Consider the following 25439-nt stretch of genomic DNA (forward strand, 5'->3'; position numbering starts at 1 on the left):
GCCGCAGCGCGGGCCCCGGCCCCCAGCCGCCCGCCACAAGTGCATCGAAGAGACTACACATGGTGTCGGCACGAGTGCGCCGGGAAATGGGCAAGTCGTTCTTGGCGTCGGCCAGTTATTCACTCCTGCATCCGAAGCAGGCGCCACTCCTACCTCTGCGATGGGTCCCGCGTATCCGCACCGCCGCGAGCACATGCGTCGAGTCCGCCCGCTGCCGACCACCACGGCGCACCGGCCCGGCCTCGACCAACCACTCGACGAACAGCCCCAACAGCCGGTCCGCGCGGTCCCCTTCGGCAACCCGGTCGCGGAACTCGATCAGGACCGAGTGGTCGAACCCGGGATCGTCCAAGTCCAAGCCGAGCGCCTACTTCCAGCCGATGCGGCACCGCACCGCCTCCGCGGCCTGCCGGTCGGTCAGGTTCTCGGTGAATCGCAGCACCGACACCAACGCCACCCGCGCCGGTGACAGCCCCGGCGCCCGTCTCGCGGGAACCAATCGGCGAAATCCTCGTCGCGGAACACCTCGGACAACCGGTCTCGCACCCACATCGCCGCGGTACCACGAGGGTTCGCCGCCCGCGCGACCTGCAACGTCCGCACCGGAATACCAAGCCCTGAACTCGCTGCCATCGACACCGACGCCCCCTCACCACAGCCCCGTTCCAGGAAAACACCGGTACAGGAACGCGTCACCGTGGCGAATCAGGGCGAAAGATCGCCAACAGCATCCCGAATGTGAGACAGAGCCGTTGGTTTTGCAGTCCCGAGACCGGCACGGGCGTGGTGGTGCCGGAGCCGGCCGCGTGTCGATCGGTTCCGTTGCGGGCGCCCGGTAGTGGCGTCACAACCGGTTTCGACGAGTTGCCGTCGGTGTCGGTGCTGCGGGCCGTCACTCCGCATGGCCCACTGCGCCGCTTCCTCTCATGGCTGATCACGGCTCGAACGGGCCGCGTCCCATCTGGTCGCGGACGGCGACCACCGGGTGGTTGAGGAGGGCTCGGCGTTGCCAGTTGGCGCCGTCGACGACGAGGGTGTGGCCGGAGATGAAGCGGGCGTAGGGGGAGGTGAGGAACGTTGCGGCCCAGCCCAGTTCGCGTAGGCGCCCGGTGCGAAGCGCGGGTTGGAGGGGGTCTTTGGCGCGCGCGTGGTCGACGTTGCTGCGAATGTCGGCGGTCATGTCCTCGTGAGGGAACAGCCCGGGGACAAGGCCGTTGATCTGGATGCCGTAGGGACCCCATTCGACGGCGAGCGTTTCGACCATGTTCTTGACGCCCGCTTTGGCGGCGGCGCTGTGGGCGAAGCCCGGGCCGCCGGTCCAGGCGTAGGAGGCGCCGATGTTGACGATGGATCCGGGGCTGCCGGCCGCGAGGTGGCGGCGGGCGAACTCGCGGGCGCAGAAGTAGGTGCCGTTGAGGGTGATGTCGACGACCGTGCGCCACGCGTTGGGGGACATGTCCTCGGCGGGGATGGGGAAGTTCGCGGCGGCGTTGTTGATCAGGATGTGCGGTAGCCCGAAGTGCTGCTCGGCGGCGTCGAACGCCTCGGCGATCCGTTCCGGGTCGCGGATGTCGCAGGTCGCGGTGGCAACCCGGCCGCCGAGTCCTGCCAGGCCCTCGCGGGCGGCCTTGAGGTGGTCGTCCCTGCGTGAGGCGACGACGATGTCCGCGCCCAGGCGGGCGTACTCGGACGCGATGGCCTTGCCCAGGCCGGTGCCGCCGCCGGTGATGAACACGACGGTGCCCTGGTAGGCGTGCGCGGGGAGGGCGCTGGTGCCGAGGGGGGCGGGCTCGGGCAGGCCGGGATAGCGCCCGTGCGCGGGCAGGCCGTTGGGCTCCGCGGGCGGAGTGGTCGCTGCGTTGTGCGTCATGGCGGGCGGTCAGCTCCCGGTGTAGTGCGGCGGACGGCCTTCGGCGCGGGCGGCGCGAAACTCCGCCAGGTCGTCCGAACGGCTCAGGTACGTTTGGGCGATCAGCTCCTCGGCCATCGAGCTGCGGATCTCCGGCTCCGCGAGGTGCCGGACCACCCGGCGTGCGGTTTTGACGGTCGCGAAGGGTGCCGCGGCGATCTTCTCCGCCATCTCGCGCACCGTCGCGTCGAGCCGGTCGGCCGGCACCACGCGGGAGACGATGCCGTGCGCGTACGCCTCGTTCACGTCCATCGGACGACCGGTCAGCACGAGGTCCGAGGCCACTCCGTGACCGCATATCTGGAACAGGCGGCCGACACCGCCGGTGTCCGGGATCACGCCGTGCGTGGTCTCCGGCAGTACGAATTGCGCGCCCTCGGCGGCCACCCGGATGTCGGCCAGCAGCGCACGCTGGAACGACGCCCCGATCGACCAGCCTTTGCATGCCACCAGGATCGGCGCGTCCAGGTCGAACATCTGCTGGACGCCGCGGTGCCCGCGCGTCATCAGTTCGTGGTGGGTCATGGTGACTTGGCCGCCGCCGATGGCGCCCACGTCCCGGCCGGACGAGAACGACTTGCCCTCGGCACGCCAGATCACCGCCCGCACGTCGGTACGCGACCGCAACTCGGCCAGGATCCGCCACAACAGCTGGTCCATGTCGTCGTCGAACGCGTTGTGCTTGTCCGGGTTGTTGTTGGTGATCGTGGCGATCGGGCCGTCGTACTCAAGCAGCACTTTCTCGGGCACGGATTCGTCTCCAGGGGCCAAGGAGGGGCCGGCACGCCCGGGACGCGGGGCGCGTCGCGGGCGAGGGGGTGCCGGCGTCTGTGCGTTGCATGGGCGTCAGCCCGTCAGTCCGATGCGGTCCATGAGCACCGAACCGGAGTTGAACAGGGCGACGCCGGTGACGCGGTCGGTGAAGACGGGGCCTTGGGTGGATTCGCCGTATACCCACAGCGGCAGGTCGGCGGCCAAGACCCGTTGGAGGTCGTTGTAGGCGGCCTTGCGGCTGGCCGGGTCGGTTGCGGTCCGGCCGGCCCGGAGGGCGCGGTCGGCGTCGGGATTCTTCCAGCCGGCCGGGTTTTGCGGGCTGGTGGAGGAGAACGTGTTCCAGGTGCGGGGCTCGGGGTCGATGACCCAGTCCTGGGTGAGGGTGGCCTGGTAGTCCTTCTGCACGACCACCCGGGTGACGTATGCGGCGATGTCGAGGGATTCGATTTTCAGGGAGACGTGGCGGTACTGGTTGAGGCGGCTTTGCAGGTACTCGGCGACCTTGTCCGACACCGTTGATTTGGGGACGACGAACGTGAACTCGGTTTTGCGTCCCTGGGCGGCGAGTTCGTCGAAGAGCCGCTGTGCCTCGACCTTGTCGAAGGTCGGTTGGGCGGCTGCGGCGTCGAAGAACGGGGAGCCGGTGTTGAAGTAGCCGCGTGCCGGGACGGCGCCGACGCCGAGGGTCCTGGCCATGTCGGCGGGGTCGACGGCGAGGGCGAGGGCGCGGCGGGCCCGGACGTCGTCGAACGGTGCCTTGATGACGTTGAACTGCACGGCTTGGCCGCCGTTTGCACGTACCGGGCGGCTGTTCAGTCCGTTGCCGGCGCGGTCGAGGAGCGCTTCGGCGCCGATGACGATGTCGGCGCCGCGGGCGCGGAGGGTTTTGTACTGCTGCTCGATGTCGGAGACGACCTTGATGCTGACGCGGTCGAGGTAGGGCAGCCTCTTGTCCTTCTGCCAGTAGCCCGGGTTCTTCTCGTAGGTCTGTTCCGAGCCGCGGGTCCAGCGCGTGAGGGTGAACGGTCCGGCTCCCACCGGCCGGGTGCGGTAGACCTCGGGGCCCTTGGCGATCACGGACGGGGCTGCGATGAACGTCAGGTCGGCGGCGACTGTCCGGTCGAAGCTCGGGTTCGGTGCGGGCAGCGAGATCCGCAAGGTGAGGGCGTCGGCCACCGTCAAGGTCAGGCCGGTGGCGGCGGCGCGGTGCTGCGAACGCAGCTCGGGCCTGGCGTGCATCTCCCAGTTGAGGCGCACCGCTTCGGCGTCGAAGACCGTATGGTCGGAGAACGTCACGCCGGGGCGGAGCTTCAACGTCCATGTCGCGCCGCCGTCCGCCGTGGCGAGTGACTCCGCGAGTTGCGTCTTGACGGTGTTGGCCTCCGGGTCCAGGTAGACCAGGGTGTCGTAGAGCGCGGCCATCCGAGCGTTGTCGGCGGGCGCGCCGCCGTAGTTGGCGCCGAACGGGTCCAGGGAGTTCGACTCGCCCGTGGCCAGCATGGTCAGCGTGCCGCCCGCCCGCGGGGTCCCGGTGCCGGCGGTGCCCGACGCCGTGGTTCCGCCGTCCTTGTCACCGCCTCCGCATCCGGTGAGCGCGAGTAGCGAGGCGGCGATCAGTGCCACGGCGGCGGTTCTTGCACGGGCAGGGTTTCCGGCAGCGCGCATGGTAGTCCTCGTGTCGCGATCGGGGAAGGTCGATGGGGAGCGCCTTGCGGGGACACCGCAGCAGCAGTCGACGTGATCCGGGGTTGGTCCGGCCGGTCCGGCGGGGAGATCGAGCAGGTGCGCCGCGAGTACGGGGCGGGCGCGCGGCGGGCGTCGACCGGTCCGGCTCGCGTCGGGGCCCGATCCGTCCCGTTGGAGGTGCTCGGCGCTCGGGGTTCGGCCCGCGTCAGGGCCGGCGTTCAGCGGCGGAAGCGGCGGGCGAAGTGGGCGCGGCGGCGCGCCAGCGCGGCGGTGCGTTCGGCACGGGTGAGCCGCCGTGCTTCGGCCGGGACGACTCGGTCGAGGTTCGCGTGGGGCACCACGGTCGCCACCGGTGTCGGTGCAGAGCGGGCCCAGATCCACCGCCACGACACGTGTCCGGTTGAACGGCCTTCGGTGTCGAGCCAGTTCGGCAGGGCCGGGTCGCGGTGCGCGACGACGATCCGGCAGATTCCGTCGTCGTCGACGTGGATCTCCTGCCCGTTGAGGGCGTTCTGCCGGTTGTGAATGTCGAGGGACTCGAACCACGGCTTGCTGTAGAGCATGACGCTCCAGTAGTCGGCGTCCGGGACTTCGGTCTCGATCAGGAGCGCCTCGTCGGGGGCGAGTTCGTAGATGCCGCCGCCGTAGCGGATGCCGTCCGCGCCGCCGGGCACCGACATCGGCGGGCTGATCACGTTCGCGCCGCCGGTGCGCTCGTAGACGCTGTCCATGAACGGCCCCCAGTACTCCATGGTGGCACGCTGCCAGGTCATGGCCTCGCCCAGTTGGTCCGCCAACCGGGCGGGTGTGAGCCGGGCGGGGGCCTGCCCGGCGGAGCCGATGCGTTCGATCGCGAACTCGCCGACCCGGTCGGTGTCCAGGTCGCACACGTACACCCGGACCGACAGGTAGCGGGCCCGCCGGTCCAACGGCATCCACGGCCCGGAACACCCGCCGGGGCGCACCGCGGACACGACGAGTTCGAACGAGCCGTCCTCGGCGACATCGAGGCGGTCGATGTCGCACTCGGCGAAGACGCCGTACTGCTCCAGCTGCATGTCGCCCTCGACCACCGAGACGATGACGTTCCGTACGCCCGCAAGGTTCCCGGTGACCCGGTAGCCGTAGTCCGCGTCGACCCGGGCACGCAGGTACACATTGTCGACGTTCGGACCGCCCCACTTGACCACGTCGTCGTCGAACCGGTGGAACGTCGGGAATGCCGGATCGCCGTGCTCCACGGCCGACTGCAGCGCATGTATCGCCACCCGGCTCAGGTGCCGGACACCGTCCGCGGGATCCGGGTGGCCGCCGTCGTGTACCGCGCGGCCGAGGTCCGCCAGGTCGGCACAAAACCGCTCCCAGGCGGAAATGCACGTGCCGGCCCGCACCGCGGGTTCGAGGGCCTCGGGCATGGGCCTCCTGCCTTTCCTGTTACTTGTTCCAAGGTGTCGCCTTATATAAGGCGGCGCCTTAGTAAGACATGCCCGGCGTGCGCCGTCAAGGGCCACACCACCTGCGGCACAGCCGCCACCCGGACCCTTCCGCCACCACCGCTACGCTGGGCGAATGCCCCGAGACGCGACCATCACCCGCAACCTCCTCATCGACGCCGCCGAGCAGGTGTTCGCCGAACAGGGCATCGGCGAAGCCAACCTCCGGGACGTCCACCGCCTCGCCGGCCAAAGCAACAAATCCGCACTCCACTACCACTTCGGATCCCGCGACCGGCTCCTCGACGCGGTCATGGAACGCCACCGCGCCTGCGTCGACCCCCTGCGCGTGGCCATCGTGGAACGCCTCCGGGCCGCACAGGACCGGCCCGCGGTCGCCGCCGTCCTCGGCGCCCTCGTCGCCCCACTCGCGGCACAACTCGCAACACCGTCCGGTCGCAACCGGATCCGCATCGTCGACCAGATGCGCCACGACCGCGGCCTGTCGGCGGCCACGCTCATCCCCGAGGACTCACCCGAGGAACTGCACTGGCTCTTCGCCGAACTCAATGACCGCCTTGCCCATCTCCCGCCGAAGGTCAGGGAGTTCCGGGTGCTGTGCTGGTCCGCCATGACGACCACCGCACTCGCGGACTGGGCTCGCGGCAGCAGCGACACCACCGCCCCCCTCGGCTTCACCACCGACGAGCTCGTCGCCAACCTCGTCGCCATCGGCACCGCCGCCCTCACCGCGCCCTTGCCCGTCCCGGTGCCGTCCGCATAACAAGGTGGACAATCAGGGTCTGTAAATCGAACGGCTCTGCTCACCGGATGGATGCTGTCTCGGTGCTGAGCGAGTTCCGTGAACGGATGGCCGAAGGCGACCGTGCGGACCGGTTGCCGGCGATGATGGTGGATCGGCTGGCGGAGGCGGGGCTGGTCAGGCGACGCGGGCGCCGGCGCACCGACTCCACGCAGGTCTTGGCGGCGGTGCGGCCCCTGGACCGGATCGAGTTGGTGGGTGAGACCGTGAGAGCGGCCCTCGAGGAGCTGACCGCCCTCGACGAGAACCGGGTATCCGCCCTGGTCACGGATGAGTGGGCGCGCCGCTATGGCCGCCCGGTGCGTTACGACCGGTTGCCCAGGAAACGAGGGAGCGTGAGCGGTACGCGCTCACGGTCGGGGAGGACGGCATGCGCCTGCCCCGGCTCCTCCTCGCTCCCGCCACCCCGGCCCGGCTTCGGTGGCTGCCCAAGGTCGAGGCGCTGCGGCAGGTCTGGATCCAGCGGTACTGGTGCGACGATCACGGCGACCTGCGCCGGCGCGGACCCAAGCAGACCCGTGACCGGCTCAGCCGTCGCACCGCCCCTCGGAGATCCGCTTCCGCTACGGCCTCGGCCGGAAACCCCGATCCGGCCACCGCCTGCGTGCCGTGGTCGTCGGTGGAGATCGTCTCCCCACACGATGAGCACGCGCGCTTCAGCCACAAACCCGGGAAGGCCGAGTGGGTCGGCTACAAGGACCACCAGACCGAAACCTGTGATGCAGGTCTGTCGAACGTGATAGTGCATGTGGCCACCACGCCGGCACCCGAGCAGGACGTCGACGCCTTGGAGAGGATCCACGCCGACCTCGCGGCACGCGACCTCGCACCCGTCGATCACATGGTCGACGGCGGCTACACCACCCCCACCACCATCCATCGAGCCCGGACCGAGTACGGAGTCGACCTGGTCGGACCGGTTCGCCTCGCCCCCACCTCCCGAGCGCATCCGGGCTTCGACAAGGAGGACTTCCACCCCAACTGGGATGCGAAGACGCCTACTTGCCCAAACGGCGGGACGAGTCCACCCTGGCATCCGACACTCGCCGACGGACACGAGCGACTGTCCGTGCTCTTTCCCCGCGCCGGCTGCCGGGCCTGCGACAACCGCCTGAAATGCCCCGGGAACACCGCCGGCCGCGGTCGGCACATCCTCCTGGCCCAGCCTCTCCAAGAGGTCCAGAACCGGGTGCGGAGGGACCAGCAAACCCAACCCTGGCGCGAGCGATACGCCATCAGGGCCGGATGCGAGGCGACCGTCTCCGAAACCGTGCACGCCACGGCCTCCGCCACTCACGCTACCGAGGAATCGCCAAAACCCACGTCCAACATGTGCTCACCGCCGCCGGAACCAACATCGCTCGCCTACACCAGTACAAGCTGAGACCGACGCCGAACCAGCCCAACGACTCGCTTCACACGTCTCTGCCGGCGACGACCGACGGAACTCGAACCCGCATCGTGGTGTTGATGTCGTCGTGGCCGGCGATGACCTGTGCGACGTGCGGGGGCAGGCCGTTCATGATCGCGTCGGTGATGAACACCCTACCGTTCACACCGCGGTTGTGGTCATGGCCCGGCGCCGGTGACAGCGTCCAGCGCGTAAAGCGTCCCATCGTGTGCACCGACGTAGAGCATCCCGTGCGCTATTGCGAATGAGGAAGACGCGCTACCGGTCGGGTACGTCCACCGTTTGGCGGCCGTCACGACATCCAGCGCGTACACCGTGCCGTCGATGGTGCCTACGTACACCTTCGCATCTGTCACCACGGGCGACGTAGCGGTGCTGCCGGTCGGGTAGACCCACTTTTTGGTGCCGTCGGTGGAGTCGACAACGTGCACCGTGCCGTCCGTAGTACCGACATACACCACCGAATCCGCCACCGTCGGCGACGAAGTAACCGTGCTGCCGGTCGCGTAGGTCCACGTCTTCGTCCCGGTGGCGGCGTCGAAGGCGTACACCGTGCCGTCGGCGACGCCTACGTACACCACCGCGCCGGCCACGGCGGCCGTGCCGCCGCCGTCGGTGTTGGTGCCCGCCTGCAGGACGCGGTAGCGGAACATGCTCCGCGGCGGGTACTTCACCGAGCCGCCGGTCTCGGAGGCCCACCAGGAGGTCTCGGTCGCGCGCAGGGCCGCCGTGACGGGCTTGGCGTAGCCGGGCCACAGGTCGCCGTCGGGCTGGGCGAACTCGTTCTGGCCGAAGTACTCCTTCATGCCCTTGTCCAGGCCGTACAGGTTGCCGTAGTCGTTCTGGATGAGCACGGCGCGCGGATTGACCGCCTTGATCGTGGTGCGCAGTCGGGGGTAGTCCAGAACGGTCCGGCTGTCGCCCGCGGGGCTTGCCTCGTCCATGAACAGCGCGTCGATCCGCGCGCCGTAGCGTTGCATCAGCTCCCGGTAGACGTCGTCGACGAAGGTGTTCCATCGGGGGCGGTCGAAGTCCGCTCCCGGGTTCCAGCGTTGGCCCGGCGGGTGGGGTTGGGTGCCCCAGCCGGTCTTCTGCCGGTCGGCGGCGGTGAATTCCATGCCGTCGCGCGGGTGGGTGTAGAGGTAGACCCGGATGCCCTTGGCCTTGACCGCGGTGATCATGTCGCCGATGAGGTCGCGTTCGACGCGATGGTCGGGCAGGTCCCAGTCGAGCATCGTCCGGCTCGGGTACAGGGCCACCATCCCGGCGTGCCAGGCGGTGAAGACGACGTACTGCACCTTCGTGGCGGCCAGATCGTCGGCGAACCCGTTCGCGTCGAAGGCGTTTGCCAAAGCATTGGAGTCGTGGACGACGACGCCGCCGGGGGTGACTGTGCGGGCGGGCACGTAGTGGACGAACAGGCCGTACTTGTGATCGAGAATGTCGGTCAACCCGTCGTCCGCGTGGGCCCGTTGCGTCGGGAAGGGCCCCACCAGGAGGGCCGTCAGCAGGGACAGCGCGATGAACAGGCGCGTCGTCTTCCGCCTGCCGGATAAGTACACGCTCAGGTTCCTTTCGTGCGGTGGAGGGGCGTGCGGCCGTGGAGGACGCGGACCCGCCGGAGGTGTTCCTCGGGCACGTGCCGCGGGGGGTAGGTTCCCGACCATCAACATGAACACGTTGCCCGGCGCCGTCGATTGGCTCCCTTCGGCCGACCCGGTTGCGAGTGTCGCGGCGCGCATACGCTCGACCAGGACCGACGACGGGTACTACGTCGTGGCGTTCGTCGTCGCCGGCGACCGCGTGAACTCCTCGATCCGACAGCGGTGCGACAAGGAGCTGTTCCGGCTCTGGCGCGGCCTGTCGGAGTCCCTCGAACAGGCCGCGGACTCCCCCGCCGGTGAGCCGTTCGACGAGTGCCCTCTCGGGCCGTCCCGCCGCGCCTTCCCGGGGGCGGCCGGCGGGGCCGAGGAAACGATCTCGCCGTCCGGGATCGTCGACACGGCGCCCATGTCGCGTAGGCGTGCACGGGCCCGATCCGTCGGCTCCGCTACCACGGTTCGTGGTCGTAGATGTCGAGCCCGCCGGTGATGTCCGATCCGTCCACCCAGAACGTACCTGTGTTGCCGTACTTGTCACTCGCGACGATCTTCAGCGGCCAGTACGCCTTCAAGAGGGTTGTCGGCCCGTTCGGGATGTACCACCCGCTGCCGGTGGCGGTGGCGTGTACCCAGGTGAAGCACAGGTATCGCTCGGGGTGCTCCCGGTCGTAGATCGTCGCGTGGTCGCACCACGCGTTCACCGCGGGGAAGTTGACGATCTGCCCCCTGCCGTATCGGTCCTGCGGGGAGTGGTAGGCGGAGTCGTGCGGCTCGCGGTACCAGACATACGCGCCGTAGAAGTTGTCGCGCCCGCCGTCGGGGGTGATGTCGTAGGCGAAGAACCCGTCGTAACCGTCGTCGGTGAAGCAGCGACTCGCCGAGAAGGAGACGAAGTCGTTCTCGTCGGCCTTCAGGCACAGGCGGCCGAGGGATCGGATGTAGGTGCACGGGAAGTCGGTCGGTTCGCACCCGACCGGGGTGCGATGCCGACCGTGTGCGAGCCGTCAGTCGAGCAGATCCCGCCGGGTCGTGCGTGTCACGCGGCGTGTACACCGGTGCTTGCGCCGTTTGTGCTGTCTTTTTCGACACAGGCAGGCGCGAAAAACGTGATCGGACGTCATCTTGCCGCTCTCCTGTCACCGGTCCGCCCCCGATGCGTTCGTACGCCCTGTACCTGTTGCCTTCCTTGTTGTTTTCCTTGCAGGGCAGTCGGCTTTCGATCGATCTCGCCGTGTGGCGATGCATTCCAGGAGTAGCCGCGACCGAGCCGACCTCTTTGCGCGTCACGTGTGATACGAGGTGGAAGATGGACGGTGGAGCGACTCCGGTGCGTTCGGGCCACGAGATGCAAGTGGCCCTGACGGGCGGGATTCTCGAGATGCCTGCGGTGCTCGTGGTGACGGGGCCGGGCATACCGGAAAAGGTGTCCGTGGAATTCCGCAACGGCCGCGAGCACTACGAATACACAGGTGGCGTGGTGGAGTTGGACGGCGTGGACCTGCCGCTCTTCCGGTGGAGCTATTCCACGAGGATCGCCGAATAGCCCCGGGGTGATCGGCTGTTCGAGCTGCCGGGTGTCGCGCCACGCGCGATTTCGCCGCCGACGGGCCCGACGTTCCCGGGTTTGGGCAAGCTGTCGCCCCTAGGCCGCACTCCCCGAAACAGCCCCGTGTCCGGGAGTTCCAAAGACGGCAACTCACGTGTGTACCGGGCGCATGCGCCGGAGTGCAATCGCGAGCCGGTGACTCTCTGCAAGATGGGAGGTACCGTGAGTTGCGAGGGGTTCATTGGGGCTCGCCGAGACGTGGGCCGCTCTCGTCGGCGTCGGCCGACCACGATCGCCCTTCGCGTCCACGAACATCCGGACCATTCCGGGGCCATGGGTGCGCCATGCCGCGTTGCGGCGCATCTCGCCCGCGCATGGCCCCTCTCCACACGGGAGTCCCACATTGCAGTGCACGTCATCCGCCGACGGACACTCGTTCCCCAGCCTCGCGCAACATCTCGAGGCGGCCCGCAACCGTGCCTTCGTCGGAAGGGCTCGGGAGCTGGCCCTGTTCCGCCGCGCGCTCGACGGTGAACCCGGCTCGTTGGCCGTCCTGTTGGTCCATGGACTCGCAGGAGTGGGCAAATCATCCCTCTTAAGGCAGTTCGCCGTGGACGCACGCGCGGCTGGGCGGACCGTGATCGAAGTCAGCGGTCGCGTCGGCTCGTCGCCGGCGGCGTTCGAGATCGCGGCGGCGGAAATGTTCGCCCACGACAACGCCGTACTGCTGGTCGACGACTTCGAACGGTGTCAGGTCCTGGAGGACTGGCTGCGGGACCACTTCCTCCCCCGGTTGCCGGTCGGGGCGCTGACCGTCTTCGCCGGGCGCAGAGCCCCCGCGCCGGTGTGGGAGACCGACCCGGGCTGGGCCGAGGTGGTACGGGTGGTGCGGCTCGAAGACCTGTCGCCCGAGGACGCCGCGGCGCTGTTGGAGTCGCGTGGCGTCCCGCACGGACCGCTGCTCGCGTTCGCCGGCGGCCATCCGCTGGCACTCGCGCTCGCCGCCGAAGTCGCGCTCCAGGCCGCCACGTCCACCGGTGAACCACCAGCGCAGGAGGTGTACGCCAAGTTGGTGGAGCACCTGGTCGGCGACCTGCCGTCCGCGGCTCATCGGCAGGCGTTGGAGGTCTGCTGCCACGCTCGTGCCACGACGGAGGACTTGCTGCGAGCGGCGCTGCCGGGGGAGGACGCGGGGCGCCTTTTCGCCTGGCTCCGTCGGCTGCCGTCGGTGGAGGCGGGGGCCCTGGGCCTTTTCCCGCACGATGTCGTACGCAACGCGGTGGACGCGGACCTGCGATGGCGCGATCCCCAGTGCTACGCCGCCACGCACGGCCGGATCCGCGATCACCTGCTGAAGCGCGCCGTCGAGGCACGTTGCTCGGACCGGATCGCCGCCGTCGCCCCGATCATGTACCTGTACCGGGGTGGCGGCTTCCTGGGTGACCTCATGACGTGGCGGAGCCGAGGCGAGTTCCGCGAGGCAGAGCTACGACAACAGGACCACTCGGCTCTCATACGGATGACGGAGCGGGCGGAGGGGGCACGTTCCGCCGCGATCGTTCGGTACTGGCTCGCCCGTCAACCCGAGGCTTTTCGGGTGTATCGACGATCCGACACGGAGGAAATGGAGGGGTTTTCCGCCTGGTTGACGTTGCGGGATCCGGACGAGGACGAACTGCGCGCGGATCCGGTGGCGGCGGCGGTTTGGACACACGTCCGCGCGGCGGGCAACCTCCTACCGGAAGAGTCCGCGGGGATCGCGCGATTCATGGTCTTGTCCGACCCCGTGCGGCGTCGCTCACCCGTCCTGGACCTGATGTTGTTGAGGATCGCCGCGGAAGTGCTGCTCGTCCGAGGGGCAGCGTGGTCGTTCGTCGCTTCGGCTGATCGCAACCTCTGGGCATCGACAACGGCCCATGGTCCTTTCCACCCGATCGGAAGCGACGTTGCCGTCGAGGGAGACCCCCTTCGGATATTCGCACACGACTGGCGCGCCGAGCCCCTGGAATACGTCCTCGACCACATTGGTCCGCCCCGATCCCTGCGTACGACGGTGGAGTCGGCTGCCTGCGCGTACGAGCGGACCGCCATGGCGCGGCCCGAGTTCGACGATGCCGTCCGTGAGGCGTTGCGGTGTTGGCATCGGCCCGATGCCCTGGCTCGCAACCCCCTGTCGCGAAGCGGGGTGCTCGCCGAGGCGGGGGGTTCCCTTCGGGACGTGCTCGAACGTGCGATGGATACGCTCGGCGGCGACCCGAGGAGCGTGAAGGCACACCGCGCCCTGACCGCGACGTTCGTGGACGGGGCACCGACCCAGGAGGCGGCCGCCCGACGCGTGGAGTTGCCGTTCAGCACCTACCGCAGGCATCTCACCCTGGGGATCCGGTACGTCAGCGAACTCCTCTGGGACCAGGTAATGCGCGGTATGCCCCCAGCCACCTCGGTCGTCACCCGGTTCTGACCTCGGTCCGGGCGAGGATCGGAGGGTGGTGGCACCGCCTTCTCGGGTGGAGTCACCAGCCTCTGCGCCCGGCTCCCCCACCGAACTCGTCGGCCGGGCAGTCGGGTCGGAGCGAACACTGCGGTGAGCAGAACCGAGCAGCAGATGAGCAGAGGATGGTCTGGTCACCTGCGGGCGGCGAATCCGAGACTGATCTCGTTGTGGGGATGGCAACCCATTCCGGTGCGAGAGACAACTCCCCGAAGGATCGACAGCGCGGCAATTCACCGTCCCTTCAAAGGACGCGGCTTCATCGATAAGACCCGGGTGCGGCGAATCACCGAAAACGGCAGGCGACCACACCTGGCGTCCGAGACGACACAGTGCAGTTTCCCGCGCCCGCCGTTCGAATATCGCACGGCGAAATGCACTGCATGTCGTCGACCTTGTCACACCACCGTGGCGTTTCAGGACTCCCGCCGGCCGCGAGAAAACGCCGGCCGTCGGACGGAAATGAGGGTGACGTACGTGATGGATTCCGTCTTTGTCATGCCCGGTACGGTGCCCGCCCCGCGCGGAGGCATCCTGAGCGATTTCCATCAACGCTACGAGACCGTACGTGAGTCCTTGTCCCGGATCGACAAGGCGGCTCGGGAAATGGGGCTGCCCGAGATCAGTCCCCGGCTGATCGAGGACAACGGAACGAGCGACCGGCGCGGTCCCGAGGTGCAGTATCTGGAGATCTACGCGGTCAGCCTCGCGACCCACCACATGCTGGTCGCGGAGGGGGTTCGGCCCGTCGCGATCGTCGGGCAGAGCATCGGGGAGCTGTGGGCGCTGGCCGCGGCCGGGCATCTGGCCGTGGAGGATGCCGCACGTCTGGCCGTGGTCCGGTCCCAGGCGCTGACCCGACAGGGGTGGGGCGGCAAGATGCTCGCGGTCGGGGTCGACGGCCGCCGGGCGCAGGCGCTCGCCGGGTTGCTCGACCATCCCCACCTGGTACTGGCCTGCGAGAACGCGCCTCGGCAGAGCGTACTCAGCGGTCCCGAACCGTTGATCGAGTTCGTGGAGCGGGTGGCGGACACGCTGGGCTGGCCGAGTCTGCGGCTGGACGTCCCACATCCGACACACACGCCGGCGATGGTGCACGCGGCACGGGACCTGCGGGCGAGCGCGCCGCGCGTTCCGTACGGCACCGGGCGTTGGCGGGTGTGCTCCCCCTGGCTGGGCCGGGACGTCGGCGACGACGACCCGGTCGACCTGGTCGCCGGAGCGCTCACCGCGCGGGTCCGGATGTTGCAGACGATCCGTGACCTGCACGCGGCGGGTGTCGACGCCTTCGTGGAGTGCGGCGAATGGCCGGTGGTCACCAAGTTCGTCGAGGCTTCGGTCCCGGGGGTGCGGTGCGTGGTGCCGCTGAGCGAGGGCGATCCGTTCGCGGCGGTGCGGCCGTTGGTCGCCGACTCGTCCCACGGTGGGCTCTTCCGCGAGCGGGTGTCGGCTCCCCTGCCCGGGGGCGATGGCGGCATCACGCGGGTGAGCGCATCCGGTTCGACCGGGTCGGTCGCCACACTTGCCACACTCCCCGTCGCCCTCTCGTCGGCGCCGTCCCCGGCGATGTCTCCGTCCACGCCTCCCGTCGCCCATGTGAACCCCGTTGTCGACCCGGCGCCCACGATCCCGGCGCCCCCGGTGCGCGAGGCGGCACCTGCCGCCACCCCGACCGCCGCCGCGCCCGCCGGGCTCGACTACGAAACGGTCCTGGACGAACTGCGCGTACTCTACGGCGACTTCCTGGGCTATCCGCCGGATCTCCTCGGCGAGGACGACGGACTCGAATCCGAGCTGGGGGTGGAATCGCTCAAGCAGGTGGCCCTCCTCGGGCGGGTCTCCGACCGGTTCGACCTGCCCGACCTGCGAGCGAACACCTCCCTGTTGACGCTCGCCACCCTGCGCCGGATCGCGGAGACCGTGGTCCGGGCCCGGGCGGAAGTCGCCGCACGATGACCGCCACCGACCACCTGCGCGGCAGGGTCGCCCTGGTCACCGGGGCGGCGAGAAGTCTCGGTGCGGACATCGTCCGCCGACTGGCGAGCGACGGCGCCCACGTGATCGTCAACTACTTCCACTCCGTCGAACAGGCCGAGCGCCTTCGGGCGGAGCTGGAACAAGACGGTAGAAGCTGCGAGTTCATTCGTGCATCGGTGGCCAAGACCGGTGAGATCGACCGCATGTTCGACCTGGTGGGCGAACGACACGGTGGACTGGACATCCTGATCAACAACGCCGCCGGTGGGGCATTCCTCCCCCTCCTCGACATCGACGACACCTACTGGCAACGGGCCTGGTCCACCAACGTGATGGCGGCCTACCACTGTTCGCGCCGGGCGGCCGAGTTGATGACGGGACGGGAGAACACGAACATCGTGTGCCTGTCCAGCGTCGGGGCCCACCTGCCGATCCCCGGATACGGCCCCGGCGGTGTCACCAAGGCCGCCCTGGAGTCCCTGGTCCGCTACCTGGCGCTCGAACTCCTCGCCCAGGGAATCCGCGTCAACACCGTGCAACTAGGCACCGTGGCAAGTGAGTTCGTCGACAATCTGGACGACCCTCCGACGGCGCTCGGCGATCCGTCGGAAACGAGCGAACTGATGAGCCGCGCCCTCTCGACACCGGAGGCCGCCACGTTGATCGCCCACCTCCTCCACCCGGACTCCGCCTTCATCACCGGACAGACCATCGTCGCCGACGGCGGCATCGCCATCGGCGGGATGCAGGGCGCCCGCCTGCACAGCAAGCTGGCGAACCGGGTGGGCGTGCCCACCCGGGGCCGACCGAACGCGGGGACGGCAACGCAGACAACGCCCGAGGCGAACAAGCCCACCTCCGAACCACCCCCGGCCGCGCGCCCGGAGCCCGTCGCCGCGACGCCGCCCCCGACGCCGGCGGCCATTCCCACGTCCGACCGCACATCGCGCGCCGACCCCGAAGCAGTCGCGGTGGTCGGCCTCGGCCTGGTCCTGCCCGGCGCCAACTCCACGGAGGAGTTCTGGGATCGGCTGCGCGAGGGCACCCTGATCCGCAGCGAGCCCTCCGCTTTCGACCTGAAGCACTTCTGGGCGCCCACCCGGGAGGACACCGACGCCTTCTACGTCCGCGAGGCCGGCTACGTCCAAACCTTCGTCCCCGACCCCGCATCGATCGTCGAACCGCACGGCAACGTCGACCACCCCGGATGGCCGCGTACCAACCGGTGGTTGCGGCACTGCGCCGTCCGGGCCCTGGCGGGAGTACGCCGACACTCGACGGACCGCTGGTTCGTCGCGACCACCGGCATCCACGACCAGACGGGGCTCGGCCCTCAGGCCGTCGTGCTCGGCGACGAATACCGGCGCATGGTGCGCGAGGCGATTCCCGCCGACCAGGAGGGTGACTGGTTGGCCGAGTTGGCCGATCACGCCATCAACACGCATTACGCCGGTGACGGCGGAAGCCCGCAGGCGTACCTGCCCGCGTCCGTCTCGCGCAACGCGCTGCGCGGACTGATCCCGGACGACGCTCAACACCTGACCCTGGATTCGGCGTGCGCGAGCGGCCTGTTCGCCCTCGACGCGGCGCTCAAGGCGCTGCGCGACGGCTCGTGCGACGTGGCGTTCGCCGGGGGCACCGCGGTGGTGGAGCCGATCGGGTTCACCCTCTTCTGCCGAGCCCAGGGCATCTCGATGAGCGGCAACGTACGCCCGTTCGACCGGGCGGCCGACGGGACCGTGATCGGCGAGGGCGCGGTCATGCTCGCACTCAAGTCGTACGCGCGGGCCGTGGCGGACGGCGACCGGGTGCTCGGTGTGGTGCGCGGCAGCGGCCTGGCGGCCGACGGGCGGGGCAAGGGCATTCACGCCCCGGCCATGCGTGGCCAGGAATCGGCGATCGCCCGGGCCTGGGCCGACGCGGGCGTGGAGGCCGACGACGTGGACTGGATCGTGGCCCACGGCACCGGCACGCCGGTGGGCGACGAAATCGAACTGCGCTCGCTGCTCTCCCGGTTGGGTCCGCGGGAACGGGCGTGCCTGGTGACGTCGAACAAGCAGGTCTTCGGCCACACCGGGGTCCTGGCGGGCCTGGTCTCGGTGGCCCACGCGCTGGTCGCGTTCGAGCGCGAGGCGATTCCCGGGCAGTGCGTGGTCACCGACCCGCACCCCGTGCTGGGCGACGGCTCGCGCCTGACCGTACCGCTCGTGGACGCGCCATGGCCGACGGACCACGCACGACCGCGCGTGGTCGGCGTGTCGGCGTTCGGCCTCGGCGGCGCCGACGCGCACGTGGTGCTCTCCGATCGTGTACCGCAGGCCGCGCCCGCGACTCGGCGCGGCGGGGCGGACATCGCCGATATGGAGGACATGGTCGTCGTCGGCTGGAACGCCCACCTGCCCGGCCTGGATCCCGCCGACGTGCCGGCCTGGCTCACCGGCGGCACCTCGCGGCCGGACGCCGGCTTCGGGCTGCCGTATCCGCTGCCGTCCCCGCGCCAGGTGCGCATTCCACCGCTGACGATGCGGCACATGGACGCCGCGCACCTGATGACGCTTCAGGCCCTCGGTCCGCTTCTGGACCGGCTCGGCGAGCCCGGCACTCTCCTGCGACCCACGACGGCGGTCATCGTCGGATCCTCACTGCCGACCACCCACAACACCCGGGCCGCGCTGCGGGTGCACGCCGCCGAGTGCGCCACCGCGTTCGACATCCTGCCCGACCCCGCACAGGCAGGGCGGTTGAAGGAATACCTCGCGAAGGGGATGGCGGAGGCAGCGGGGGTGATTCCCGGCGACTTGAACGAGGACGACTTCACCGGCGCCGTCTCGTGCATCCTGTCCGGGCGGGCCGCGAACTACTACGACTTCCGGGGCATGGGCACCAGCGTCTACGCGCACCGGGACTCCGCGCACACCGGCGTCGACGTGGCCCTGCGTCAACTCCGGCACCGGGCCTGCGACCTGGCCCTGGTCGGCGCGGTGTGCCTGCGCCCGATCAGCGGCTGGGACCGCCATCTTGCCGGCTTGGTGCCGGACGGCCGATCCATCGCGGAGGGCGCCGCCGTGCTGGCGATCGCCAGGCGCTCCACGGCACACGAACACGACCTTCCGATCCTGGGCGTCCTGTCCACGGCGCTCTCCGGCGACGCCGCCACCGCGACTCCCGCGCACTCGCTGCCCGTGCTTGCCGACGCCGGACACACCTACCTCTCGCTCGACGCCGTGCTGGCGATCCTCGCGGCCGTCGTCACCGGATCCGGCACCGTCGTCGCGCCGGCCGCCCCCGGATCGCCGCCGATCCGATTCACCCCGCCGGCCGGCCCGGAGCGGGTCGTTCCGGCCCGGCAGGTCACGGGGGATCGGGCCGACCGCACTGAGCCGGAGCACCGTACGCCCACCCGGGTCGAGCCGAAAGGGCGCACCAAGCCGGCCCCGGGCGTACCGCGCGCGCACACCACTCCCGGCCCGATCGCACCGAACCGACACGCCACACCACCCGGCCCGGTCGCGCCGGTCGAACAGCGCTCCGAGGCATATCTCGGCCGCCGCCAAACCATCCGCCTCGTCCCCACCACGCCACCCCCCGCGGACGCGGCCACGCCGGCCGTTCCGCCGGGCACGGTCGTCATCACCGACTCCCCCGACCTCGCCGCAGCGGCGACCGGCGGTCCGGACGTCGCGGTGTGGGCGCCGAGGCCGGGTATCGGCGCCACCACCCACGTACCGCCCGAAGACGCGGCCGGCGCCCTGGCCGACCTGCCGTTCGTCCCCCGCCACATCCGGGTCCTGACCCGCCTGCCCCACGATGACGGCGGTCTCGACGGCGACGGCACCGACGACGCCGAGATGGGCCGGATGGAGGATCTGCAAGACCTCACGTTCACCACGGTCCAGGCCGCACTGCCCGCACTGCGCAACGGCGGCTCGCTGGCCGCCGTCCTGCTGGGCGCGATACCGGACGACCTGCCGTCCCCGTCGAGCGCGCTGATCGTCGGTCTCGTCCGCTCGGTGCGCGCCGAGATCCGCCAGTGCGGCGGCGTCGCCCTGCTCACCGACGCACCGGACGCCGCCACCGCCCTGTCCCGGCTGGCGCGGGCGGCCGGCGCCCAGGTGCCCACCCACACGCTCGCCTGCCGCGCGGGCACCTGGCTCACCATGGCGGTCGTCGACGACGACGACGCACCGACCCCGTCGGCGCGGGCCCCACTGCCGCCCGGCGCGGTCGTGGTCGCCTTCGGCGGAGCCCGCGGCATCACCCCCGAGATCATGCACGCGCTCGCCCGCACCGTCGACCGACCCCACGTGTACGTCGTCGGTCGCACCCCACCCCCGGAACCCGGCGAAACACTCCCGCCGCAGGCCGAGTTCATCGTCGCCGGACGCCGCGAACGCCCCGACGCGTCGGTGGGCGAGCTGCGCGCCCTGTACGACAAGGCCCAGGCGCGCCTGGAGGTGGGCCGCACCATGCGCCGGTTGGCCGACCTGTGCGGCGCCGACCGGGTGCACCACCGCGTGTGCGACGTCCTCGACGCCGAACGCACCACCGCCGTCCTGGGTGAGGTCCTGGACCGTCACGGGCACATCGACCTGCTCGTCAACACCGTGCTGGAACTGCGTTCGCGCGCGCTGCACGCCAAGACCCTGGCCGACTTCCGCGCGGTGCGGGCCACCAAGGCGACCGGATACCGCAACCTCAAACGTGCCCTGGCCGGGCATCCGCCCCGCACCTGGGTCAACTTCAGCACCCTCGCGGCACTCGCGCCCGCACCCGGCGACGTCGACTACTGCACCGCGAACGAATACCTCGCGTACGCGAGCGCCCGGGCCCGTCGCCATGCGCCGAACGACCGGCACGAGTTCGCGATCCTGTGGAGCGGCTGGCTCGAAGCCGGCGTGGCCAGCAGTGTCACCATGCGCGAAACGCTCAAACGCAACCGTATGGACGCCTACATCGACAACGCGCTGGGCTGCGCCCAGTTCCTCGCCGCCGTCACCCGGCCCCCGGCCGACGGAGTGACCTTCTTCGTCCGCGAGGACGAGCGCACCCTGCTGCACACACGCGGAATCGCCGCGCACGGCTCACCCGACGGCCTTCGTATGCCCACCCCCGACGTGCCGCCGCCCGCCGTACCGGATCCAGCCGTGCGCACGCCGCTGCTCGACGGCGTCCTCCATCGCGGCACGAAATGGATCGTCCTGACCAAGACCTGGGAGCCCCGCACCCTGGCCGAACGCGACGGCCGTTGGATGCGCCACCACCGGGTCAACGGCGAGTACACGCTGCCCGGCACGTTCACCCTCGAAGCCGCCGCCGGCGCGGCCTCGTTGTTGTGCCCCGATCTCGTGGTCACCGGATTCCGCGACCTGCGCTGCCACACCTCGATCACGGTCGGGCTCACCGGGCCGCGGCGCACCGTCGCGGTCGAGGCCCGGGTCACGAGCCGGCACCGGGACCACGCCGAGGTCGCCGTCCGTATGACGACCCACCGCGTCGGCCGCAACGACCGGGTCCTGCGCTTCAACGACCTGCTGTGCGAGACGAAGGTCAACCTGGCCCGGCGATATCCCACCCTCGCCCCACCCCCGGACTGCTCGGCGCACCACCCCGAACCCGACTTCGCGATGCCCGTCTACACCCCCGACCCGCCGATCTCGCTCACCGGCCCCTTCGCCGGCACCCGCGACCACGCCCGGGGCCCCGACGGGAACAGCGCCTCGTTCGGCTTCGACCACGTCACCTGGGCGCCGGCTCTGTCCGACGCGATCGTGCCCGCCATCCTGCTGGACGCGATGGTGCACCTGCTCCTGCTGCCACCCGCCGGCGAACTCCCGCCCCGGGTCGGCCCGATGGCCGGCCTCGGCGAGGTCGACTTCGGCGGGCCGGGCAACGACTGCCGACTCGGTGCGGCACACCCGACCATCCGGCTGCACTGCGACTTCTCCACCGGGATCCTGACCGCCGCCACCGCCGACGGCCACACGCTCGCCCGGATCGCCTCGGTCAGCGCACACGACCCCGACCACAGCGGCGAACTCGTCCGGCCCCTCGCCGACACCCGCCGATCGATCGATGCGTGACAGCCGATTCCCGAGAGCCGATTCGTGACAGTCGAGGAGACATCGATGTTGTGGCAGGACATCACGATCGCGGGCACCGGCGCCTGGATCCCACCCATCGTCCCCGTACCCGATCCACGCGACGCACCCGTCGTCGAGCCCCGTCCGGCCACGCTCAACGGATTCACCTCGGCCGCCATCGCGACCGATCACACGCCGACGCACATGGCCGCCCGCGCCGGCCTCAAGGCGCTGCGCCACGCCGACGTCGCGCCCGCCGACCTCAGCACGCTCGTGCACGCCAACTTCCAGGACGAGGACCACTACACACCCGGGACCTACCTGCTGCGCGTGCTCGGCGGAGCACACACCGTCGGCTACGAGTTGTGCGCCGCCAGCGACGGCGGGGCCGCCGCGCTGATCGCCGCCGCCGAGCACCTCACCGCCCGGCCCGCCGCGAAGGCTGCGCTGGTCACCGCCGGTGCCCGATTCCCGGAACAACGCTGGGGCGGCGCCCGGGAGATGGGCTACGTGGCCGGCGACACGGGCGCCGCCGCCGTGCTGACCCGAGGCACCGGCTTCGCCCGGCTGTCCGCGACCGCGCAAGCCGTGGAGCCGCGCCTGGAGGTGCTGACCCGGGCCGGGACGGGCCACGCCGGCGGCGGTCGGCCGTTCCCCATCGAGGACAGCGGGCTCATGCCGCACATGGACACGCTGCAACGCGCCACCCGGCGTTGCGTCGAGACCGTCCTCGACGAGACCGACACGAAGCCGGGCGACGTCACGCACGTGGTGGCCATCGCGATCGGGTCGATCGTGCTCGACCTGGTGCTCGCCGGGTCACCGCTGGATCTGCGCTGCGAGGACACCAGTTGGACATTCGGTCGGCACCTCGGCCATGCCGGGCCGTGCGACATCCTGCTCGGCCTCGACCGGCTGTTCCGCTCGGGGACCGCGCGGGCCGGCGACCGCGTCCTGGTGCTCAGCTTCGGGCTCGGCTTCCGCTGGACCACCGCCCTGATCGAGGTCACCCGCGACACCACCCCCGCGGCACCGGCCGCTCGGACACGCCCGGAATGAGGTCGTCCATGCCCACCACCGGTACCACCACCGTCGCGGCGATTCCGCTGGCCCCGCGTGCCCTGCCGCTGCTGGGTCACGCGCTACCGCTGCTGCGCGATCCGCTGGCTTTCATCACATCGCTGTCGGGCTACCGCCAGATGGTCCGCATCCGGCTCGGCCCCAGCTCCGCCGTGATGATCTGTGACCCGGGACTGACCCGGCAGGTCTTCCTCAACGACCGCGTCTTCGACAAGGGCGGCGCCATCTACGACCGCATCCGCGAGGTCATCGGCGACGGCCTGTCCACCTGCGCGTACCCCCTGCACCGGCGTCAGCGCCGACTGTGCCAGCCGTCCTTCCATCCCACCCGACTCACCGGGTACGGCGCGGTGTTCGCCCGCGCGGCCCAGACGAAGGCGGCGACCTGGCGCAACGGCGACGTCGTCGACATCACCCAGGAAATGATGACGCTGACCACACGCGCCACCATGGAGACGATGTTCAGCGGCGCCCTGCCGGAGGAGACCATGCGGCGGGCCCTGACCGACACCTCCACCGTGGTCAGCGCGTTCTTTCGCCGGATGATGACGCCCGCCCTGCTGCGCGGGCTGCCGACCCCCAAGAAGCGACGCTACGACGAGGCCCGACACCGACTGTCGGCCACCATCGAGGAGATCATCGCCGAGCGCCGCGCCGACCCCACCGACCACGCCGACCTGCTCTCCGCGCTGATCGGCGCGGTCGACGAGGAGAGCGAGGGCGGCGAGAAGCAACTCAGCGACACCGAACTGGCCGACGAGGCCTTGACGTTCTTCCTGGGCGGGATGGAGACCACGGCCATCACCCTGGCCTGGGCACTGCACCTGCTCGCCGACAACCCGCACGTACAGCGCCGCCTCCAGACCGAGACCGACGAGGTCCTGGCCGACAACGGCGGCACACTCCACGCCGGACACCTGCCCTCGCTCGGCCTGGCGAGCCGCGTCGTGACCGAGACGCTGCGGCTGTATCCGCCCGCCTGGATGATGACGCGCACCCTCCGCGAGGACGCCGAGCTCGGCGGAGTGCGCTTCAAGGGCGGCAGCACCATCGTGCTCAGCCCCTACCTCCTGCACCGCCGATCCGACCTGTACTCCGAGCCCGACCGGTTCGACCCGGACCGCTGGCTCGGGGCCCAGCCCGACCGGGCCACCTACATCCCCTTCGGTGCCGGCCCCCGCAAGTGCATCGGGGACCAGTTCGCCCTCACCGAGGCCATCCTCGCGCTGACCGCCATCGTCGCCCGCTGGCACCTCGTCCCGGTCGGCGACGAACCCTTCCGCCCCAAGGTGGAGACCAGTCTCAGCTCGCGCGGACTGCACCTGCGCCTCGACGCACGCCGCGCGAGCGACACCGTCACCGCCGAACCGCGCGCGCACGCGACGCGGTCCGCGGCCACCCCGCCCCCCACCACGCCGGGCACCGGCGGTTGCCCCATCGACCACTAGGAGCGATGCCATGAGGCCTCATGTGAAGCCACTGGTCAAGGGGCTTCTGCGGGCCCGCCGCGTCGGCACGTCCGGAGCGGCTCCGGCCGATACCCTGCACGCCCCAACCCGCCCGCACCCGAACGGCTGGTTCTGCCTGGCCTTCTCGGACGAGGTGCGCCCCGGCGCCATCACCACCCGGGCGCTCGCGGGTGCCGAAGTGGTCCTGTACCGCACCACCAAGGGCGTGCTCCGGGCCGTGCACCCGCGCTGCCCGCACCTGGGCGCGCACCTGGGGGTCGGCGGCTCGATCGAGGGCGAGGACATCGTCTGCCCCTTCCACCGCTTCGCGTTCGACCCTGCCGGCACCTGCGTGCGCACCGGCTACGGCCGGCTGCCCCCGAAGGCGTCGCTGACCCCGTACCCGGTGTGCGAGGCCAACGGCTCGATCTACGTGTGGCGGCATGCCCTCGGCCTGCCGCCGCAGTGGCGGGTGCCGGTGTTGCCCATGGACGACCGGCAGCCGTACAGCCACGACACGTTCGACATCGCCGGGCATCCGCAGGACGTCATCGAGAACGCCTTCGACTGGGGCCACCTGCCCGCACTGCACGGTCTTCAAGATCTCGACATCGACGGCAAGCCGATGCCCGGGGAGCCGGTCGCCACGGTCACCGCGACCGCGCGCGGCACCGTCATGCGCGGCTTCCGCCAGTCGTACACGCTCACCGTGATCGGCCTGGCCACCATCGCGGCCCGTACGGTCCTGCCGCGGGGCGCGGGCAACCTCCACGTGATGCTCCACGCGACGCCGACCACTCCCGGGCGCATCCACCTGCGCTTCGGCACGAAGCTGGAACTGGGCCGCGTGCCCGGCCTGCCCGAGAGCATCGCACGCGCGGCCACGATGCCCGTCGCGCGACTGGGCAGCTCGTTGATCCAGCGGCTGGCGAGCCTGGACACCGGAGCCGACCTGCTGATGTGGAACCACCAGGAACACGTCGAACAGCCGAAGCTCGCCAAGGGCGACGGGCCCATCGGCCGATACCGGTTGTGGGCACAGCAGTTCTACGCCGGCGTCGAGGGTGTCCGGATGGAGACCGAGGACCCCGAGGGTATCGACGCGAAGCTCGCGGGCGCGGACCCGAAGCCCGCGGACGGCCTCGTGTCCCCGTAACCGGCCCGGCCGGGACCGAAAGAG

The 25439-nt window shown here is 70.4% G+C and carries 18 protein-coding genes; 9 read left to right on the forward strand and 9 right to left on the reverse strand.

The window, feature by feature from the left end; genetic code table 11:
• Positions 1 to 115 precede the first annotated feature (115 nt).
• The 6 genes from ACWGR4_RS22330 to ACWGR4_RS22355 all read right to left on the reverse strand — a co-directional run bounded on the left by ACWGR4_RS22330 (position 116) and on the right by ACWGR4_RS22355 (position 5784).
• The gene (locus ACWGR4_RS22330) at positions 116 to 358 is read right to left on the reverse strand and encodes a hypothetical protein (protein ID WP_452128405.1); all 243 of its coding nucleotides are present in this window, start codon (positions 356 to 358) and stop codon (positions 116 to 118) included.
• 9 nt (positions 359 to 367) lie between these two features.
• On the reverse strand, positions 368 to 499 hold the full coding sequence (locus ACWGR4_RS22335) for a hypothetical protein (protein ID WP_452128406.1): 132 nt from the start codon (positions 497 to 499) through the stop codon (positions 368 to 370).
• A 435-nt stretch (positions 500 to 934) separates the two neighbouring features.
• Positions 935 to 1870, reverse strand: coding sequence for an SDR family oxidoreductase (locus ACWGR4_RS22340; protein WP_452128407.1), 936 nt, complete (start codon positions 1868 to 1870; stop codon positions 935 to 937).
• A 9-nt stretch (positions 1871 to 1879) separates the two neighbouring features.
• A complete protein-coding gene (locus ACWGR4_RS22345) occupies positions 1880 to 2659 on the reverse strand; it encodes an enoyl-CoA hydratase/isomerase family protein (protein ID WP_452128408.1) in 780 nt (259 codons plus the stop codon).
• Positions 2660 to 2755: 96 nt separating this feature from the next.
• Positions 2756 to 4306: an ABC transporter substrate-binding protein gene (locus ACWGR4_RS22350; protein WP_452128409.1), complete on the reverse strand. Its 1551-nt coding sequence runs from the start codon at positions 4304 to 4306 to the stop codon at positions 2756 to 2758.
• Between the two features lie 281 nt (positions 4307 to 4587).
• A complete protein-coding gene (locus tag ACWGR4_RS22355) occupies positions 4588 to 5784 on the reverse strand; it encodes a DUF1214 domain-containing protein (RefSeq protein WP_452128410.1) in 1197 nt (398 codons plus the stop codon).
• A 154-nt stretch (positions 5785 to 5938) separates the two neighbouring features.
• Here ACWGR4_RS22355 and ACWGR4_RS22360 point away from each other — a divergent pair, with 154 nt between their 5' ends.
• Positions 5939 to 6586: a TetR/AcrR family transcriptional regulator gene (locus tag ACWGR4_RS22360; RefSeq protein ID WP_452128411.1), complete on the forward strand. Its 648-nt coding sequence runs from the start codon at positions 5939 to 5941 to the stop codon at positions 6584 to 6586.
• A 409-nt stretch (positions 6587 to 6995) separates the two neighbouring features.
• Complete coding sequence (locus tag ACWGR4_RS22365; protein WP_452128412.1) at positions 6996 to 8009, forward strand: transposase; 1014 nt, start codon at positions 6996 to 6998, stop codon at positions 8007 to 8009.
• 31 nt (positions 8010 to 8040) lie between these two features.
• Here ACWGR4_RS22365 and ACWGR4_RS22370 read toward each other — a convergent pair whose 3' ends face one another.
• From ACWGR4_RS22370 to ACWGR4_RS22380, 3 genes are all read right to left on the reverse strand, one after another.
• The gene (locus ACWGR4_RS22370) at positions 8041 to 8181 is read right to left on the reverse strand and encodes a hypothetical protein (RefSeq protein ID WP_452128413.1); all 141 of its coding nucleotides are present in this window, start codon (positions 8179 to 8181) and stop codon (positions 8041 to 8043) included.
• Positions 8182 to 8194: 13 nt separating this feature from the next.
• The gene (locus ACWGR4_RS22375; protein ID WP_452128414.1) at positions 8195 to 9598 is read right to left on the reverse strand and encodes an outer membrane protein assembly factor BamB family protein; all 1404 of its coding nucleotides are present in this window, start codon (positions 9596 to 9598) and stop codon (positions 8195 to 8197) included.
• Between the two features lie 488 nt (positions 9599 to 10086).
• A complete protein-coding gene (locus ACWGR4_RS22380) occupies positions 10087 to 10338 on the reverse strand; it encodes a hypothetical protein (RefSeq protein ID WP_452128415.1) in 252 nt (83 codons plus the stop codon).
• Positions 10339 to 10982: 644 nt separating this feature from the next.
• Between ACWGR4_RS22380 and ACWGR4_RS22385 the strand changes: the two genes are divergently transcribed.
• From ACWGR4_RS22385 to ACWGR4_RS22415, 7 genes are all read left to right on the forward strand, one after another.
• Positions 10983 to 11180, forward strand: coding sequence for a DUF5988 family protein (locus tag ACWGR4_RS22385; protein ID WP_379998667.1), 198 nt, complete (start codon positions 10983 to 10985; stop codon positions 11178 to 11180).
• 613 nt (positions 11181 to 11793) lie between these two features.
• On the forward strand, positions 11794 to 13644 hold the full coding sequence (locus ACWGR4_RS22390) for an ATP-binding protein (RefSeq protein ID WP_452128416.1): 1851 nt from the start codon (positions 11794 to 11796) through the stop codon (positions 13642 to 13644).
• A gap of 510 nt (positions 13645 to 14154) precedes the next feature.
• Positions 14155 to 15630 (forward strand): acyltransferase domain-containing protein, encoded by a 1476-nt coding sequence (locus ACWGR4_RS22395; RefSeq protein ID WP_452128417.1) that lies wholly within the window; start codon positions 14155 to 14157, stop codon positions 15628 to 15630.
• Positions 15627 to 21731, forward strand: coding sequence for an SDR family oxidoreductase (locus tag ACWGR4_RS22400; RefSeq protein WP_452128418.1), 6105 nt, complete (start codon positions 15627 to 15629; stop codon positions 21729 to 21731). The genes ACWGR4_RS22395 and ACWGR4_RS22400 overlap by 4 nt, the downstream gene beginning before the upstream one ends.
• A 45-nt stretch (positions 21732 to 21776) precedes the next feature.
• Complete coding sequence (locus ACWGR4_RS22405; protein ID WP_452128419.1) at positions 21777 to 22790, forward strand: 3-oxoacyl-[acyl-carrier-protein] synthase III C-terminal domain-containing protein; 1014 nt, start codon at positions 21777 to 21779, stop codon at positions 22788 to 22790.
• A gap of 8 nt (positions 22791 to 22798) precedes the next feature.
• Complete coding sequence (locus ACWGR4_RS22410; RefSeq protein WP_452128420.1) at positions 22799 to 24259, forward strand: cytochrome P450; 1461 nt, start codon at positions 22799 to 22801, stop codon at positions 24257 to 24259.
• Positions 24260 to 24269: 10 nt separating this feature from the next.
• Positions 24270 to 25415 carry a Rieske 2Fe-2S domain-containing protein gene (locus ACWGR4_RS22415; RefSeq protein WP_379997586.1) on the forward strand — a complete coding sequence of 382 codons (1146 nt, stop codon included), beginning with the start codon at positions 24270 to 24272 and terminating at the stop codon, positions 25413 to 25415.
• Positions 25416 to 25439 lie beyond the last annotated feature (24 nt).

The sequence above is a fragment of the Embleya sp. NPDC055664 genome (genome assembly GCF_053618075.1).